Origin of the sequence: Neorickettsia helminthoeca str. Oregon (assembly GCF_000632985.1) — a bacterium.
Lineage (GTDB): Bacteria > Pseudomonadota > Alphaproteobacteria > Rickettsiales > Anaplasmataceae > Neorickettsia > Neorickettsia helminthoeca.
Genome location: NZ_CP007481.1, coordinates 277,649 through 292,584, shown reverse-complemented (window position 1 = coordinate 292,584; position 14,936 = coordinate 277,649). Strand labels below are relative to the sequence as shown.

15 protein-coding genes are annotated in these 14,936 nt (G+C 41.9%); 10 read left to right on the top strand and 5 right to left on the bottom strand.

The genetic code is table 11. The features are described from left to right. Positions 1–36 precede the first annotated feature (36 nt). The 6 genes from glnA (at position 37) to tyrS (ending at position 6,780) form a co-directional block, all read left to right on the top strand. Positions 37–1,449: a type I glutamate--ammonia ligase gene (gene glnA, locus NHE_RS01490; RefSeq protein WP_038559224.1), complete on the top strand. Its 1,413-nt coding sequence runs from the start codon at positions 37–39 to the stop codon at positions 1,447–1,449. Positions 1,450–1,470: 21 nt separating this feature from the next. Then, the gene (locus tag NHE_RS01485; protein WP_038559220.1) at positions 1,471–1,902 is read left to right on the top strand and encodes a CopD family protein; all 432 of its coding nucleotides are present in this window, start codon (positions 1,471–1,473) and stop codon (positions 1,900–1,902) included. Between the two features lie 23 nt (positions 1,903–1,925). After that, positions 1,926–2,480, top strand: a complete 555-nt coding sequence (locus NHE_RS01480) for a thiamine phosphate synthase (RefSeq protein WP_232215017.1) — start codon at positions 1,926–1,928, stop codon at positions 2,478–2,480. A 55-nt stretch (positions 2,481–2,535) separates the two neighbouring features. After that, a complete protein-coding gene (gene lon, locus NHE_RS01475) occupies positions 2,536–5,001 on the top strand; it encodes an endopeptidase La (protein ID WP_038559215.1) in 2,466 nt (821 codons plus the stop codon). Positions 5,002–5,111: 110 nt separating this feature from the next. Further along, positions 5,112–5,570 (top strand): bacterioferritin, encoded by a 459-nt coding sequence (gene bfr / locus NHE_RS01470; protein ID WP_038559212.1) that lies wholly within the window; start codon positions 5,112–5,114, stop codon positions 5,568–5,570. Positions 5,571–5,598: 28 nt separating this feature from the next. Continuing rightward, the gene (tyrS, locus tag NHE_RS01465; RefSeq protein WP_408633465.1) at positions 5,599–6,780 is read left to right on the top strand and encodes a tyrosine--tRNA ligase; all 1,182 of its coding nucleotides are present in this window, start codon (positions 5,599–5,601) and stop codon (positions 6,778–6,780) included. An 11-nt stretch (positions 6,781–6,791) separates the two neighbouring features. Here tyrS and hpf read toward each other — a convergent pair whose 3' ends face one another. The 4 genes from hpf to NHE_RS01445 form a co-directional block, all read right to left on the bottom strand. Beyond that, on the bottom strand, positions 6,792–7,361 hold the full coding sequence (gene hpf / locus NHE_RS01460) for a ribosome hibernation-promoting factor, HPF/YfiA family (RefSeq protein ID WP_038559210.1): 570 nt from the start codon (positions 7,359–7,361) through the stop codon (positions 6,792–6,794). Between the two features lie 147 nt (positions 7,362–7,508). Further along, entirely contained in the window at positions 7,509–9,095 is a 1,587-nt protein-coding gene (locus NHE_RS01455) for a peptidoglycan D,D-transpeptidase FtsI family protein (RefSeq protein WP_038559207.1), read from the bottom strand. Positions 9,096–9,201: 106 nt separating this feature from the next. After that, on the bottom strand, positions 9,202–10,317 hold the full coding sequence (gene ftsZ / locus NHE_RS01450) for a cell division protein FtsZ (RefSeq protein ID WP_038559206.1): 1,116 nt from the start codon (positions 10,315–10,317) through the stop codon (positions 9,202–9,204). Positions 10,318–10,323: 6 nt separating this feature from the next. Beyond that, on the bottom strand, positions 10,324–11,190 hold the full coding sequence (locus NHE_RS01445; RefSeq protein WP_038559203.1) for an RNA polymerase factor sigma-32: 867 nt from the start codon (positions 11,188–11,190) through the stop codon (positions 10,324–10,326). A gap of 394 nt (positions 11,191–11,584) precedes the next feature. On the opposite strand from NHE_RS01445, the gene NHE_RS01440 reads away from it, so the two are divergent. The 4 genes from NHE_RS01440 (at position 11,585) to map (ending at position 13,999) form a co-directional block, all read left to right on the top strand. Further along, a complete protein-coding gene (locus NHE_RS01440; RefSeq protein WP_038559201.1) occupies positions 11,585–12,058 on the top strand; it encodes a disulfide bond formation protein B in 474 nt (157 codons plus the stop codon). Beyond that, positions 12,048–12,575, top strand: coding sequence for a demethoxyubiquinone hydroxylase family protein (locus tag NHE_RS01435; protein WP_038559198.1), 528 nt, complete (start codon positions 12,048–12,050; stop codon positions 12,573–12,575). The genes NHE_RS01440 and NHE_RS01435 overlap by 11 nt, the downstream gene beginning before the upstream one ends. Positions 12,576–12,702: 127 nt before the next feature. Continuing rightward, the gene (locus NHE_RS01430) at positions 12,703–13,158 is read left to right on the top strand and encodes a hypothetical protein (protein ID WP_156927342.1); all 456 of its coding nucleotides are present in this window, start codon (positions 12,703–12,705) and stop codon (positions 13,156–13,158) included. A 52-nt stretch (positions 13,159–13,210) separates the two neighbouring features. Next, positions 13,211–13,999, top strand: coding sequence for a type I methionyl aminopeptidase (gene map / locus NHE_RS01425; protein WP_038559193.1), 789 nt, complete (start codon positions 13,211–13,213; stop codon positions 13,997–13,999). A gap of 148 nt (positions 14,000–14,147) precedes the next feature. Here map and rpe read toward each other — a convergent pair whose 3' ends face one another. Then, positions 14,148–14,825 carry a ribulose-phosphate 3-epimerase gene (gene rpe / locus NHE_RS01420; protein ID WP_038559191.1) on the bottom strand — a complete coding sequence of 226 codons (678 nt, stop codon included), beginning with the start codon at positions 14,823–14,825 and terminating at the stop codon, positions 14,148–14,150. Between the last annotated feature and the right edge of the window lie 111 nt (positions 14,826–14,936).

Sequence of the window (14,936 nt, the reverse complement as noted above, 5' to 3'; positions counted from 1 at the left end):
ACAATTGTACTTATTCCTTTCCGGCTCTTACAAATAATGGATAGCAGGGTTGTTTCTTTGTTGGAATTCATAACAAAAAATGAAATTAAACTAGTTGATTTTAGATTCACTTCGGTTTCGGGGAAGTTTCTACACATTACACACCACAGTGATAGCGTGACTGAAAAAACCCTCACAAATGGGGTTTCGTTTGATGGCTCATCTGTTCCAGGCTGGAGCAGTGTGGGGAAATCTGATATGTTACTGATCCCAGATTTGGAAGCAGGAACTTCTTTTCTGGACCCGTTTGCTGCACAGCCCACACTCTGCATCCTCTGCGATGTCGTAGAACCAAACGGAAACAACCTTTATGATCATAACCCGCGTGCAACAGCGAGGAAGGCTATGCAGTTTCTCAGGAGTACTGGAATAGCGGATAAAAGCTACTTTGGCTTCGAAATGGAGTTCTTTGTACTGGACGATGCGAGATTCGCTGTTAGGGATAATGGGGCTTTCTTCGAGTTAGATTCAGCCGAAGGTTCATACAATTCCGGAAAAAGATATGAATATAATAACCATGGTCATCGGAACCAAAGAAAAAGCTGTTACCTAGCAAGTCAGCCTTCTGATTCGCTAAATGATATACGCGCAGAAATATTAGAAACACTCAAAGAGGTAAAAGTGAAACCTCTTTTACATCATCATGAAGTTGCATCGTCACAGTGTGAAATCAGCTTCCAATACGGGGAAGCCGTAAAAACCTCAGATAATGCGCAGAAATGTAAGCATGTCATACACAATGTCGCTAGCTCTTATGGTAAGTCTGCGACATTTATGCCAAAACCGTTCAAGAACGACAATGGTAATGGGATGCATATACATACCTCTTTGTGGAAAGGTGATCGGAACTTATTTGCGCCGGATAACTCAAGGGGTGATGTCTCTGAATTATGCACATACTATATCGGCGGAGTCATAAAATATGGCAAGGCGCTGAACGCCATTCTCAACCCTTTAACAAACAGTTATAAGCGCCTTATTCCCGGATACGAAGCACCGTGCAATTTAGATTGTTCTCCACTCAGTCGCTCGGCGGCTATTAGGATTCCTCACTCCCCTGGAGGAGAACCTTCAGCGAAAAGGGTAGAAGTAAGATTCCCAGATGCAGGTACTAATCCTTACCTTGGTACTAGTGCTCTACTCATGGCGGGGATAGCAGGTATAAACGAAAAGATCACACCGGAATCAGCGACGGCAGAACTTAAGAAGTCAGCTGATGGTAGCATCTCTCTATGTAGATCATTGGAGGAAGCGCTGGTATCGTTAGATAAAAATAGAGATTTTCTACTTGAAGGGAACGTCTTCACAAATGCACAGATTGATGCATATATAGCATTAAAGACTGAAGATATAGAGGAGTTAATGAAACATCCGGTACCTATCGAGTTTATCAAGTATTACAGCGTTTAGAATTTTCTTCCAGAGCATCTTATGTATATTGATTCTGATTGGCTCGAAGCGCTTCACCTAATCACCGTGACTATGTGGATGGTGGGGCTCTTTTACCTTCCAAGGCTGTTTGTGTATCATGCAACCGTATCGGTTGGTAGCGATGTGGATCATATTCTCCGTATAATGGAGCGAAGGCTGTTCTACTACATCATGACACCCGCTATGGTTGCATCTCTTTCCTTAGGGTTAATACTAGCTTTGGCTACGGGTCACATTGTGAGCCTGTGGCTGCATCTGAAGTTCATTTTCGTCGGTATCTTGGTCTTACTACACATATTTTTCTGGAGATGCCTAGTCGCATTCCGTGAGGGAAGAAATCATCATCCGAGTGGGTTTTTCAAGCTTCTAAATGAGTCTGTCACTATTTCATTCATCATTATTGTGATCCTGGCGGTGATAAAACCATTTTGATGCTACTTAAACGGTATTCCCATTTGTTTAGATGGCTGTTCATCGTTGATGAGGTTGCTCTGCGAAATATAGAATATACCTTAAATCGTTTTCCTCGCGAAAGTATCGTCCTTCTGAGGAGCTATGAGCATCCACATAGGAAAAATATTGCGTTTTGGCTATCCAGGCAATGCAGAAGACTCAATCTTTTTTTCGTTGTGGCCGGTGATCTACCAATCGCAATCGAGTCTCACGCATCAGGGATCCATCTTAGGGACGCAGACTTCCATAAAATGAAAAAATGGAAGAATTTAACTCATGGAAGATGGTTCGTAAGCGCCGCATCCCACAGCCTAAGGAGAAATTTTGAAATACAGTCCGCAAATTTGGATGCAGCACTCTATTCACCGGTTTTCACGAGCAAGGATTCTAAAACCAAGACAATAGGTCACCTGAGGTTTATCAAACACTGCTATCTTACGCGTAAGATAAATATCTTTGCCCTTGGTGGAACATCAAAATCAAATATACGGCTACTAAAGCGTCCACATAAAAAAGCTGGTATTGCAGGAATTAGACTGTATAATCACAGCTTATGAGCTTGAATACAAGATTTTAACAATTATATATCAGGTAGATCGGTAGAATTTCGTCATGTCTAAAGAAGAGTTAGATAGCAATGATCTCAGGATGGACAGCGATCCTGATGAAGATGTGAATCTGGAAATAGATTCTAAGGAACTTCTTGTTCCAGTATTACCTCTGAGAGAGGTGATCTTTTTCCCTGGGGATTATCTTCCGATATTCGTGGGAAGGAAAGCTTCTATAAAAGCTATGGATAAAGCAATTGCAGACTCTTCTGATGGAGCTGGTAAGATCTTGCTTGTGGCACAGAAAGATCCAAAAAAGGAAATACCAGAAGGAAAAGATCTATATAAGATAGGCGTCATAGCAAGGATTGCTGAACCAAAAATCAACCTCCAAGATGGAGGTATCAAGCTCATGGTAATCGTTGAATCACGCGCGAAAGTGCTGTCCTTCAAAAAAAATGGAGGTATCCTAGAAGCGCAAATCGTAGCGGTAGAAGAAGATAAGACTACCGGTCTCGATATCGAGGCTTATCGAAGGGAAATCATTCAGGATTTTGAGAAATGTGTCAAACTCAGTGAAACAATACCGGATGAAATCATTGGACTCGTATCGCAAATAGACTCTACTAGTAGAGTAGTCGATCTAATTACGGCAAGTATAAGTCTAAAACTGTCTGAAAAACAGGAAATCTTGGAAACCATAAACCTCAGAGAGCGAGTAAAAAAGGTGCATGTTTTCCTGGAGAAAGAGCTCGGCGTGTTACAAATAAAGCAGCAGATCAAGGAAAAAACTGAAAGCCAGATTAAAAAGTCACACAAGGTATACTTGCTCAATGAACAACTCAAGACAATCACTAAGGAGTTGTACGAAAAAGAAGGTGGGGAATATGATGAGATCACTGATTTAGAAAAAAAAGTAAACAATATAAAGCTCTCTGCAGAGGCAAAGGAAAAGGTATTAAAGGAATTAAGAAAATTAAAAACTATGGTACCACTGTCTGCAGAGGCGACTGTAGTAAGGAATTACATAGACTGGATAATCTCCCTTCCATGGGGGAAAAAGGGGAAGATGATCGCAGATCTTTCAGCATCAGAAACAATACTGAAAGCTAGTCACTACGGCATGGAAAAGGTCAAAGAGCGTATTATAGAATACCTAGCAGTACAAAATCGTACAAAATCTCTAAAGGGATCAATATTATGCCTAGTTGGTCCACCAGGGGTCGGAAAAACATCTCTAGCACAGGCAATCGCTGAAGCTACTGGACGTCCATTCGTAAGAATGTCGCTCGGCGGGATCAGAGATGAGTCCGAAATTAAAGGCCACAGGAGAACCTATATAGGTGCAATGCCTGGAAAAATAATTCAGCACATGAAAAAGGCAAAGCTTTCTAACCCAGTCTTCCTGTTAGACGAAATAGATAAAATGTCCATGGATTTCAGAAGCGATCCAGCGTTCGCATTACTCGAGGTATTAGATCCTGAACAAAATGCGCACTTCGTGGATCACTATCTCGAAGTCGAATACGATTTAAGTAATGTCATGTTCGTTGCAACTGCGAATAGCCTGAATATGATTCCAGCCCTATTAGACCGTCTCGAAATAATAAGACTGGAAGCCTATTCCGAAGAAGAAAAGGTAGAAATAGCCTCTAATTATCTGATAGCAAAACTGAGAAAAGAACACGGATTGAAAAAGGGTGAGTGGAGTATCTCTCGGGACGCATTGAAGGCCTTAATAAGGCAGTACACAAGAGAAAGTGGGGTAAGAAGTCTAAAGAGGGAACTTGCTAATTTGATGCGAAAAGCGGTCAAACAGTTGAGTATAGAAAAGAATGTTAAATCTGGTATCAATATATCGACAAAAAACCTGAAAAAATATGCAGGTGTGTCAAAATATAATTTCGGTACCGCTGAGACGCAGAACTTAGTAGGCATGACAACTGGTCTGGCATATACACAAACTGGGGGAGATCTAATCACTATAGAGGCAGTGTTGCTTCCAGGAAAGGGTGAAATACGATCCACAGGTAAGCTTGGTGAGGTCATGCAGGAGTCGATCCAGGCAGCCTATAGTTTCGTCTGTTCCAATTGTAATAAGTTTGGATTTACATCCAAGTTTTTCAAAAGCAAGGATATACATCTACATGTCCCAGAGGGCGCAACATCAAAGGACGGTCCGTCGGCAGGAGTCGCTATATGTACCTCGATAGTCTCAGTGATGACAGGAATACCGGTCTGCTCGACAGTCGCAATGACAGGAGAGGTAAGCTTGAGAGGTAAAGTAATGGAGATTGGTGGATTAAAAGAGAAACTCCTAGCCGCAGTACGTGGTGGTATAGAAACAGTATTAATCCCGAAAAGTAATGAAAAAGATCTTGTTGATATCCCTAAATCTGTTAAAAGTGCAATTAAAATTATCCCGGTTTCCACGGTATCTGAGGCCTTTACATTTACATTATCCAGACAACCAGTGCAAATCTCTACTGATGTTTGGCCAGATACAAATTCGGATGCCTCTATCGGATAAGGAGAGACATAGGGTTTGATCAGATAAGCTAGATATTCTGGTAAGGTATACTAGGAAGGCAGAAAGACTTCTATTACAATGAGTACTGTTGTCGTATCGTGGGTTTGTAGATGAATTTTTCGCCAGTAGTGAAACTGAACGAAGCTTTAGCTAATGAGCTATTAGCTATCAATCAGTACTTTGTTCATTCCAAGATGTTCAAGGATATGGGTTTTCTAAGCCTCTCCAAAGCTCTTAGAGAGCACTCCATAGAGGAAATGCAGCACGCAGATTCCCTAATCGATAGAATATTATATTGCAAAGGTTTACCAAAAATCAGTTACAGAGATATGGGACCATTGTCTCCAACAGTCGAAGGAATGCTTGAGAAAGATCTAAAGCTGGAATGTGACGCAGTAAATTTATACAATGAGGCCATTGCGTATCTGGAAGCGCATAAAGACTTCGGAAGCGCCTCTTTGATAAGAACGTTGTTAAAAGATGAAGAAGGGCATGTCGAGTGGCTGGAACATCAGCTATCTTTGATAAAATCCCTTGGCCTTCAACAGTACCTGGTAAAACACGGTTGATAGTACTTTCCATGTTCTTCTCTAACTAATGCAGATGCTGGCTGAAATAAGTGAAAGAGGCTATTTCCATCAGTGTACTGATGAGGAAACTTTATCAAAGCTCGTGACCTCAGGCGGAAAGTTAGTCTTCTATTTAGGCTTTGACTGTACATCATCCAGTATCCACCTGGGACACTTGGTGCCTCTGATGTTACTTAGGCTGATCAAGAGGTATGGCCATGATGTCATAATCTTACTTGGTGGTGGTACGACGCTTATTGGGGATCCATCAGGGAAGGATAAAGCGCGACAGATGCTCAGTAAGGAAGAAATACAGAAGAATACCGAATCAATCGGTAAAATTATCAAGTGTCTCGTTGGGGAAGTGAGGTTTGTCAACAATGCCGAATGGTTAGAAAACCTGAGTTATATAGACTTTCTTCGTGAAATAGGTAGATATTTCTCTATAAATAGGATGCTCACCTTCGACAGCGTGAAAAGCAGATTGGAGAGGGAATCGCATCTCAGCTTCTTAGAGTTTAACTACATGATCCTCCAAGCCTATGATTTCGTTGAACTGAATCGTTTGTATGGTTGCAACGTTCAAATAGGCGGAAGCGATCAATGGGGTAACATAGTTAACGGCGTCGAGTTGAGCAAAAAATTGAAAGGTAGTCAGCTATTCGGCTTGACAGTGCCATTGATCATGACTGCCTCAGGAAAGAAAATGGGCAAAACTGAAGCTGGAGCAGTCTGGCTAGATGCTGATTTGTATTCACCACACGACTACTGGCAGTATTTCAGAAATACAGAAGACGCAGATGTAAGAAAATTCCTATACCTCTTCACGGAGCTTTCCAAAAAAGAAGTCGAAGAATTATCCAAGTTGGAGGGTTCAGAGCTCAACGAAGCAAAGAAGATCCTGGCAACAGAGGCAACTAAAATATGTCATGGCGCTGATACGGCAAAGAAGGTAAGTGAAAGCCTAATCAAGGCATTTGAAAAACATGATTTCTCCCAGCTTCCAGAGGTCTACACTGAAAAAGATCCAAGTATCATCGAGATCCTAATACAGATAGAAGCAGCCTCCTCCAGAAGCCAGGCCAAGCAACTAATTAAGTCCGGCGCGGTCAGGATAGACAATCAGAAGATATCGGAGCTAGAGTACGTGCTACCACAACAATGCACTATCAGTGTAGGAAAGAGGCGTCTCAGGATCCTGCAGAAATAGAGACAGACACATCACGACTCAGATTCCTTGAATGTCTGGTTGGTGTCGAGCAGCACGATGTGATCGCCCTTATCCTCCCTGTGGATGATACTGAGCCTATTGCTCTCAATGTTGATAAAGACAAAAACTGCAGCAGATATCAAGTCCATATGCATTATCGCATCCTCTAAAGAAAGCTGTCTTAGTTCAATTTTTTCTTCTTTCACGACCAACTGCCTTACTCCACCCTCTTCATAATCCTGCTGATGAAGCGAGAGCTTCATATTGAATCTAGATGCGGTCTTATGATCCTTTAGCTTCTGCTTATAGCGACGCAGCTTTGCAGAAATCCGGGCGATTGCACTATCAGCAGCTAAGTATGGATCACTGGATTCAGCACTAGCCTTGATGACAGGCTTATTAGGTACGCCATCATTGACAACGATATCGGCACTGAAAAGACGACCCACCTTGGACAATGAGACTCTACCGCTGACAGCGTGAGAAAAATATTTCTCCACACTCGAAGAAAGATGATCAGTTATATGCTCAGACAAACTAGAACCTAAATTGAAACCATGCCCAGCAACTATTACTTTCATTGTCAAAAAATACCCCTCCAAAAAGGAAAGACTACCAAAAATATTTACAACAGGAAACTAGATGATTCAGTCGTGGAAATAATAAGGAAACTCCAACAATCTCACAGCGAATAGATATACCACTAATATGTGCAGTCGTGGGTGAACTTAACTGCGCAACCTTTTGATATCATTGACTGGTTTGATGTTCATTAGCGGAGCCATATACATGATCACCTTTTTTGCAATCGGCGCGGAAACAACCCCACCTGTGACTGCCCTAGATGATTTTGGCTCATCGACGCTAATACCAATCACGTACCGTGGATTCTCCATAGGAAATACTGCAACAAAAGAAGCAAGATTCTTATCTTTCAGATATATACCGTTGATGTTCTTTTCAGAAGACCCTGTCTTGCCTCCTACCTGATATCCTACTGCATCCGCTCTTCTACCGCTTCCATCTAAGACTACCCCTCTCATAAACTTCCGCATTTCTTTTCGGACCTCCTCTCTTATAACAGGAATACAAGTATTATTTTCTTTATTTCCCTTGAGCAGGGTTATGGTAGGTAAACATCCCGTATCATTGATGAGTATTGCAGTGGCTTTCATCACATGTAGAAGCGTCGGAGTAAACCCATAGCCATACGAAAGAGTCACAGAAGTTAAACGACTCTCCTTAGGTCTGGAAGGAATACTTTTTTCTGGAATTTCGAATTTTATATCATCGAAAAAACCTAACTCTTGGAAGCAATTATATTGCACTTCGCTACCCATCTTCATTGCAATTTGTGCCATTCCAACGTTAGACGAATACTTGAGTATTTCTGCGACGTTGTATATGGACTTTCTTGCCTTGTACAGGTCCTTGATAGTGTAACCACTAATCTTTAGTGGAGTCACTACATCATATGTGTCCTCTCCTGAAATTACACCATTCTCCATCGCACACGCAACAGTGAAAATTTTCATAATTGAACCAAACTCATATCTTCCCAAGGAGACTCTATTGAATCGCTCCTCTTCCCTGGATAATTGAACATGATTTGGATCAAAATCCGGTAGACTAACAAGTGCTATTACTTCACCCGTATTCGCATCCATCACGATTCCCGCAGCGCCTATTGCATCGAAACGCTCGATTGCTTCCTGCATTGCGGAACGCAGAACAGCCTGTACACGAGAATCCAAGCTTAAATGAACACCATCTTTATACGTCTGAGGATTCTTCTTAGAATGCAAGTAATACTCGAATCCAGCAATCCCGAGATTATCATTGTCTACATACCCAAGTACGTGTGCAAACAGATTCCTCGAAATATATACTCTCTTGTGTTCCTCACGAAAATATAGTCCGGGCATACCTAGAAGAAGAATCCTATGCAACTCATTAGGTGTAAGATACCTCTTCAGCCACACAAAACCCTCAGTGGAAGCAAATTTTTTCATAAGCTCTTGCCTAGAAGTATTCAGAAGTGCCTCAGCAAGTTTTGTAGAAATCTCTGAATGATCACCACGTAATTTTTTCACAAACGTATACACGGAAACTGTTGGAAGATTAAATGCGATAATTTCACCATTTCGATCATATAGCACTGGTGGATATTCCACTTTGTTCGAGAAGTTTGCTTTGTTGACCTCCAACTTGATGATACATCTACTAAAAAGAGTCCCGCAGACAATGAGAAAATAGGTACCCATTATGAGCTTCACTAATAGTAACTTTCTCTTAGCAATTTTTTTCCACTTCATTTGAGATGCTGTGGCAATTTTATTATCTTGGTTAAGTATATTTCAGGAGGACAAACTGAAAAAAGTGTCGCAATAGAAATGGAAAGCAATAACGCTTAGAGCTTACTCAGATTTTCCGCTTGACCCTACGTATGAACGCAGGTACTTCGAGTAGTTCTATTTCTCTCTGCTCATCGGATCTATGTGACTTCCATTCAGATAGACCATCCACATCATGTGTAGAATCCTCTTCCTCATTTTGGTGCTCAATTTCCGTAGAGATACCGGTGGCAACGACGGATACTCTTACTGCATTATTCATTGATTCAGTGCAAGTGGAGCCGAAAATAATATTTACATTTTCATTAGCTTTTTCCCTCACACAATTCGCTGCTGCATCTACCTCGAACAACGTCATATCAGGGCCACCGGTAATATTCATCAGAATACCCTTAGCATCCTGGACTGATAAATTATCCAGAAGAGGGTTCGCTATTGAGTTTTCAGCAGCCTTGATTGCTCTATTTTCACCGGATGCCTCACCAGTACCCATTAATGCCTTACCCATTTTGCTCATTACAGAGCGTACATCAGCGAAATCCAGATTAATATAGCCAGGATTCACCATCAGACTACTGATTTCTCTGACATGAAAATAAAGTGTCTTATCGACTTCCTTGAAAGCTTCAGCAAACGTTGTCTTCTCATTTGCAATTTTGAAAAGATTCTGATTATTGATCACTATATAGGTATCTACGTATTTCCTGAGTGTCTCGACACCAGCTTCGGCGACTTTAGCTCTCCTACCGCCCTCAAAGTAGAATGGCTTAGTAACCACAGCCACAACCAGGACCTTATGCTCAGATGCTAGTTTTGCTATCACAGGTGCAGCACCTGTACCAGTACCACCGCCCATCCCAGCAGTGATAAATAACATATCTACACCCTCTATGACATCAGCGATTTCGTTAATGGATTCCTCGGCAGCTTGTCTACCAATTTCGGGAATGGAGCCAGCACCCAGACCTTTAGTGAGATTAACTCCCAACTGGACCTTTGTGTCAGCGAGTGAGTATTCGAGGGCCTGCGCATCGGTATTAGCGGCGATGAACTTCACACCACACAATCCGGAGTTGATCATATTATTGATAGCATTGCCACCAGCGCCTCCGACACCAATCACAGCGATCTTAGGGAGCAACGTAGGATTCTGATTAAGAGGCACAGAGAGACGTAACGTCATCAGCAATTACACCATTCCGAGAGCACTTCTGTGTGTCTGCACATACTCTTTGACTTTTTCCATCGCCCGCACGTGTATCTGCCTAACCCTTTCTTGAGAGATAGAAAATTTTTCACTCAACTCCTTCAGTGTACTGGGAGTACTACTCAAACTTCTGAGAATAAAGATTTTCCTATGTCTGTCATCAAGTGAGTCGACAGCTTCCTTCAGTAGATTAGCTTTGATACGTCTCTGCTGCTCATCTGACAACAAGGACTCCTGATCAGGACCCGGTCCTGCAAGCATATCATGGACTTCGGTTCCATCATCCTCGCCTATTCGCGCGTTCAGAGAGACATCCTTGGAACTCAAGATCGCTTCCATTTCCTTCACGTCGCTTTCAGGCACATCTAACAATTTCGATATTTTCTCGACCATCTGACCCTTTTCGAGGCCGCAACTGTCTATGGAATTCTTTAACTTGCGAAGATTGAAAAAAAGTTTACGCTGCGCAGCAGTGGTACCAATCTTGACCATTGACCAAGAACGAATAATATACTCATTTATCGCTGCTTTGATCCACCAGACAGCATAAGTAGCAATCTTATATCCCAGGGTATTATCAAAATTTTTGATCGCTTTCATCAGACCGATATTACCCTCGGAAGCCAAATCCATGAGCGGGAGACCATAATTTTTGAAACGCATCACTACTTTGACTACTAGTCTCAAATATGCTTCTACGAGTTTCTGTGCTGCTTCCACATCCTTGTGTACACACCACCTCTCCAGCAGTGAGCGCTCTTCATCCTCCTCAAGCATTGGAATCGCTAAAACCTTCCTTGCATAGCGATCAAACTCTGAATTATCAAGAGATAACAAGAACCCTACCATCTGCAACCGTATTACAACAATCGATAGTCATTGTATCACTAATCGCATTATAATCACATCGCTTGCAGCGTTATTGATCTACAACACAATTCTATATGAATACTATCCTTTTTTCGGATATTTTTGTGTTCTATAATTGAAATTGGCAATTAATTTTCTGAATACAAGAAGGAAAGCTTCCAGTATAAATCTAGAGGATATACAATCCCCATTACGTATTACTGAAAGTCTGACCCTGCCCTATGGACTTGCTTAGTTTTCCAGCGCTTCGAGTGGTCCTGTGTGGTCATGCTTCTGTTGTACTGCTCAACACTTATGAGCTGATGTATAATTGGTACACACATTGGGTGTTCCCAGAAGTTTATTGCAGCTCTGTGATAAATTTGTAATTGAGATGCTGTTTTCAAAGAAGTTAGTCGCATTTAACCTTTTTCTATCGAGCTTGTTTGCTCTCGTGTTCGCAGTCATACTGGAATACGCATTCGGTTACCACCCATGTACTCTATGTATATATGAAAGGTGGCCTTACTTCATCGTTCTTCTAATCTCAGTGAGGATGCTTTTCCTGGATGAAGTAACTCCGCTTTTCTTTTACCTTGCTATTGCAGCTCTATCAGCTGGTGCGCTGATCACGCTATACCACATAGGAATCGAATACCACCTGTTTATCAAGGAGGAGAGTTGTAGTATCACGTACCACAACATACATGAAATCGACAGCTTACACAAGCAGCTCATATCAAACGAGATAGTAAGATGTAATACTCCCCAGACAGTATTCGGTATACGCTTAACTCATATAAATCTGCTATATTCCATGCTAAGCATAACCGTGACACTTTTCATACATAGAAGATATGCAAGTTAATCGTATCATCGACAGAATACTGAGAGTGAACCATGCTGGAGAATGCGCGGCGGTTCAAGTCTATAGGGGTCAGCTGCGAGGTCTAGGTGATGATCTAGAAAAGAAGAAGCTCGTTTCTGAGATGATGAAATCCGAGCAGGCACACTTGCAGTTCTTTCGCAGCGAGATCATTAATTTAAAGACGAGACCGAGTCTATTACTCGCAACGTGGAAATCTCTCGCATTTGGGTTGGGATACCTGAGTGCAAGAGCTGGTGTACCGACTGCGATGGCATGTACTGTAGCTATAGAGGAAGTCATCGATGAGCACTACCAAAAGCAAATAAGGTTACTAGAGAAAATTAGCTTATCTGATACTCGGTTACTAAAGAAAATTGTACAATTTCGCCAGGATGAGCTAGACCATAGGAACATAGCTATGGAAAATGAGGCAAGAAAAGCACCTTGCTATGTCGCTATCACAGGGATAACGAAGTTCTGTTGCAGGGTTGGTATCTTTGTTGCTAAGCGGATCTAGGCGGATCTAGTGATGGATTTTCGATTTGGCGTATCAATTTCACTCCCGAGTTACTTGTAAACTCCGCGAAACCGTGTGAAAAAGAAGTGTGGATGTCTTTGAGCTAGTGTACCATTCTTTAAAATCTTTGTCGTGGTTGTTCGTCCTGCTTGTTCTGTGTACCATATACGAGCTTGCCTTGTCGAGAGTCGATGGCGCCTATTTTCTCAACTGCTACCTACTCACAATCCTGATGATGATATATTCCTTTCCTCAATCCGTTGCGGGTTTGGGGCTTTTCACTCTGGGCCTTTTTAGAGATGTAATGACGCATAAGCTATTAGGTTCATCTGCTGTTTTGTCGTTATCATCATTCTTTCTTTCGCAGCTAATCGCTTCCAGGAAGTGTACATCGTTATTGACCTTTATCCTCATCTACTTGGGAATCTCTTTCCTCAAACAAATCTCAGGAATCGAGTATCTTACATACAACACTTTTATCTCGGCTGCGCTGAATATTACATTATTTTTCACTGTGATCTCCAGATTGCTCCCATGTTATGAGGATCCCAAAAGTAGCACCCATTATAGATTTTATGATTAATTTGTTCTACTCTGGACTCCATTCGGACAGATGATTTCTCAATCTTTCAACGATGTCAAAAATAAAGATACACCCCAAAAGCGATTTCGAGTATATGAGAAGGGCTGGCAGGCTCGCTGCTGAGGTACTGGACTATATAACGGAATTCGTGAAACCAGATGTCACAACTAATGAATTAGATAGGTTGTGTCATGAATTCATAGTAAAAGCTGGAGCGGTACCAGCGCCACTGAATTACAAAGGTTTCCCGAAATCGATATGTACCTCGAAGAACAACGTGATTTGTCATGGCATCCCGGATGAAGTGCCACTTAAAAAGGGCGATATCCTCAATATTGATGTGACAGTCATTCTCGATGGCTGGCATGGTGATACGAGTAGAATGTATTTCGTAGGAACACCATCAATTAAAGGTGCGAGGCTCTGTGAAGCCACATATGGAGCTCTAATGGCTGGCATCGAAGTAGTTAGGCCGGGTATACCTCTGAACAGAATCGGATGCGCAATAGAGGATTATATTTCACAGCAATATAGTTACTCTATAGTGGATCAGTACTGTGGGCATGGTATTGGCAGATCCTTCCACGAACCACCAAGTGTTGTCCATTATGCCACAGATTCTGGTAACACCATTATCCTGGAACCGGGAATGTTTTTCACAATCGAGCCAATGATCAATGAGGGAAAACCACATGCTATTGTCGATAAAAATGATGGTTGGACCGTCAGGACAAAAGATTTGTCTCTTTCCGCACAGTTTGAACACACCATTGCAGTCACGGAGGACGGTTATGAGATATTTACTCTTTCACCAGCCGGCCTACATCACCCAAAGTTTTAGAGACTCTGTTATTTATATAATCGTCCAATTCTATACTCGTGGAAGCCAGTATACATATCGATCAAAGGCCACGCCTCTAGGAAAATCAATATCAGCTCAGCGGAAAGACCGATACCTCAGACTCGATAGTCACGCAGCGACCTAGGTCTCAGACTTTACTCGGGGATTTCTTTGAAATCAAAGATTTAAGGGACTTCACCTTTTGTCCAAAAGAACTAGGCTCGGAAAACAGGTAGGAACCTGTAACAAGGACATCTGCGCCAGCGGAAACGACTAATCCAGCAATCTCATAGTCTATACCTCCATCGACGGCGATCTCAATGTCATTACCAAGCTTTGTGATACGCTCCTTCAGTACTTCGATTTTCCTTAACTGAGACATCAGGAAGCTCTGTGCCGCAAAACCAGGATTCACAGTCATGACTAGAATCGTATCTATAGAAGAATATAAATACTCAAGAACGCTCTCGTGAGTGGAAGGATTAATCGCTAATCCCACTTTAACATTTTGCTTCTTTATCATAGTGAGTAATCTATCCACGTGAACGCAGGCTTCACTGTGCACAAAGATAGTATTGGCGCCCGCATCGATATAGTCCTGGAAAGTCTGTTCAGCATTTGAAATCATCAGGTGCACCATGATCGGCAGATTTGTGATACCTTTCACCTGTCGTATTATGAGAGGACCAAAAGTCAAGTTAGGCACGAATCGCCCATCCATGACATCGATGTGTATGGAGTCAGCGCCTGAATTCTCTATTTGAGCTACTTCAGCCCCTAGATTAAGAAAATCAGCTGATAACAAGGAAGGTGAGACTTTTATCATTCGGCACAGTTACAACTCAATCCAGTAGATTCTAAGGCGAAACACGCTTTTAGTAAAAGTATAGCTTCCATCTATAGAATAGCCACGATCCAAGCAAGTCAGGATACTAAA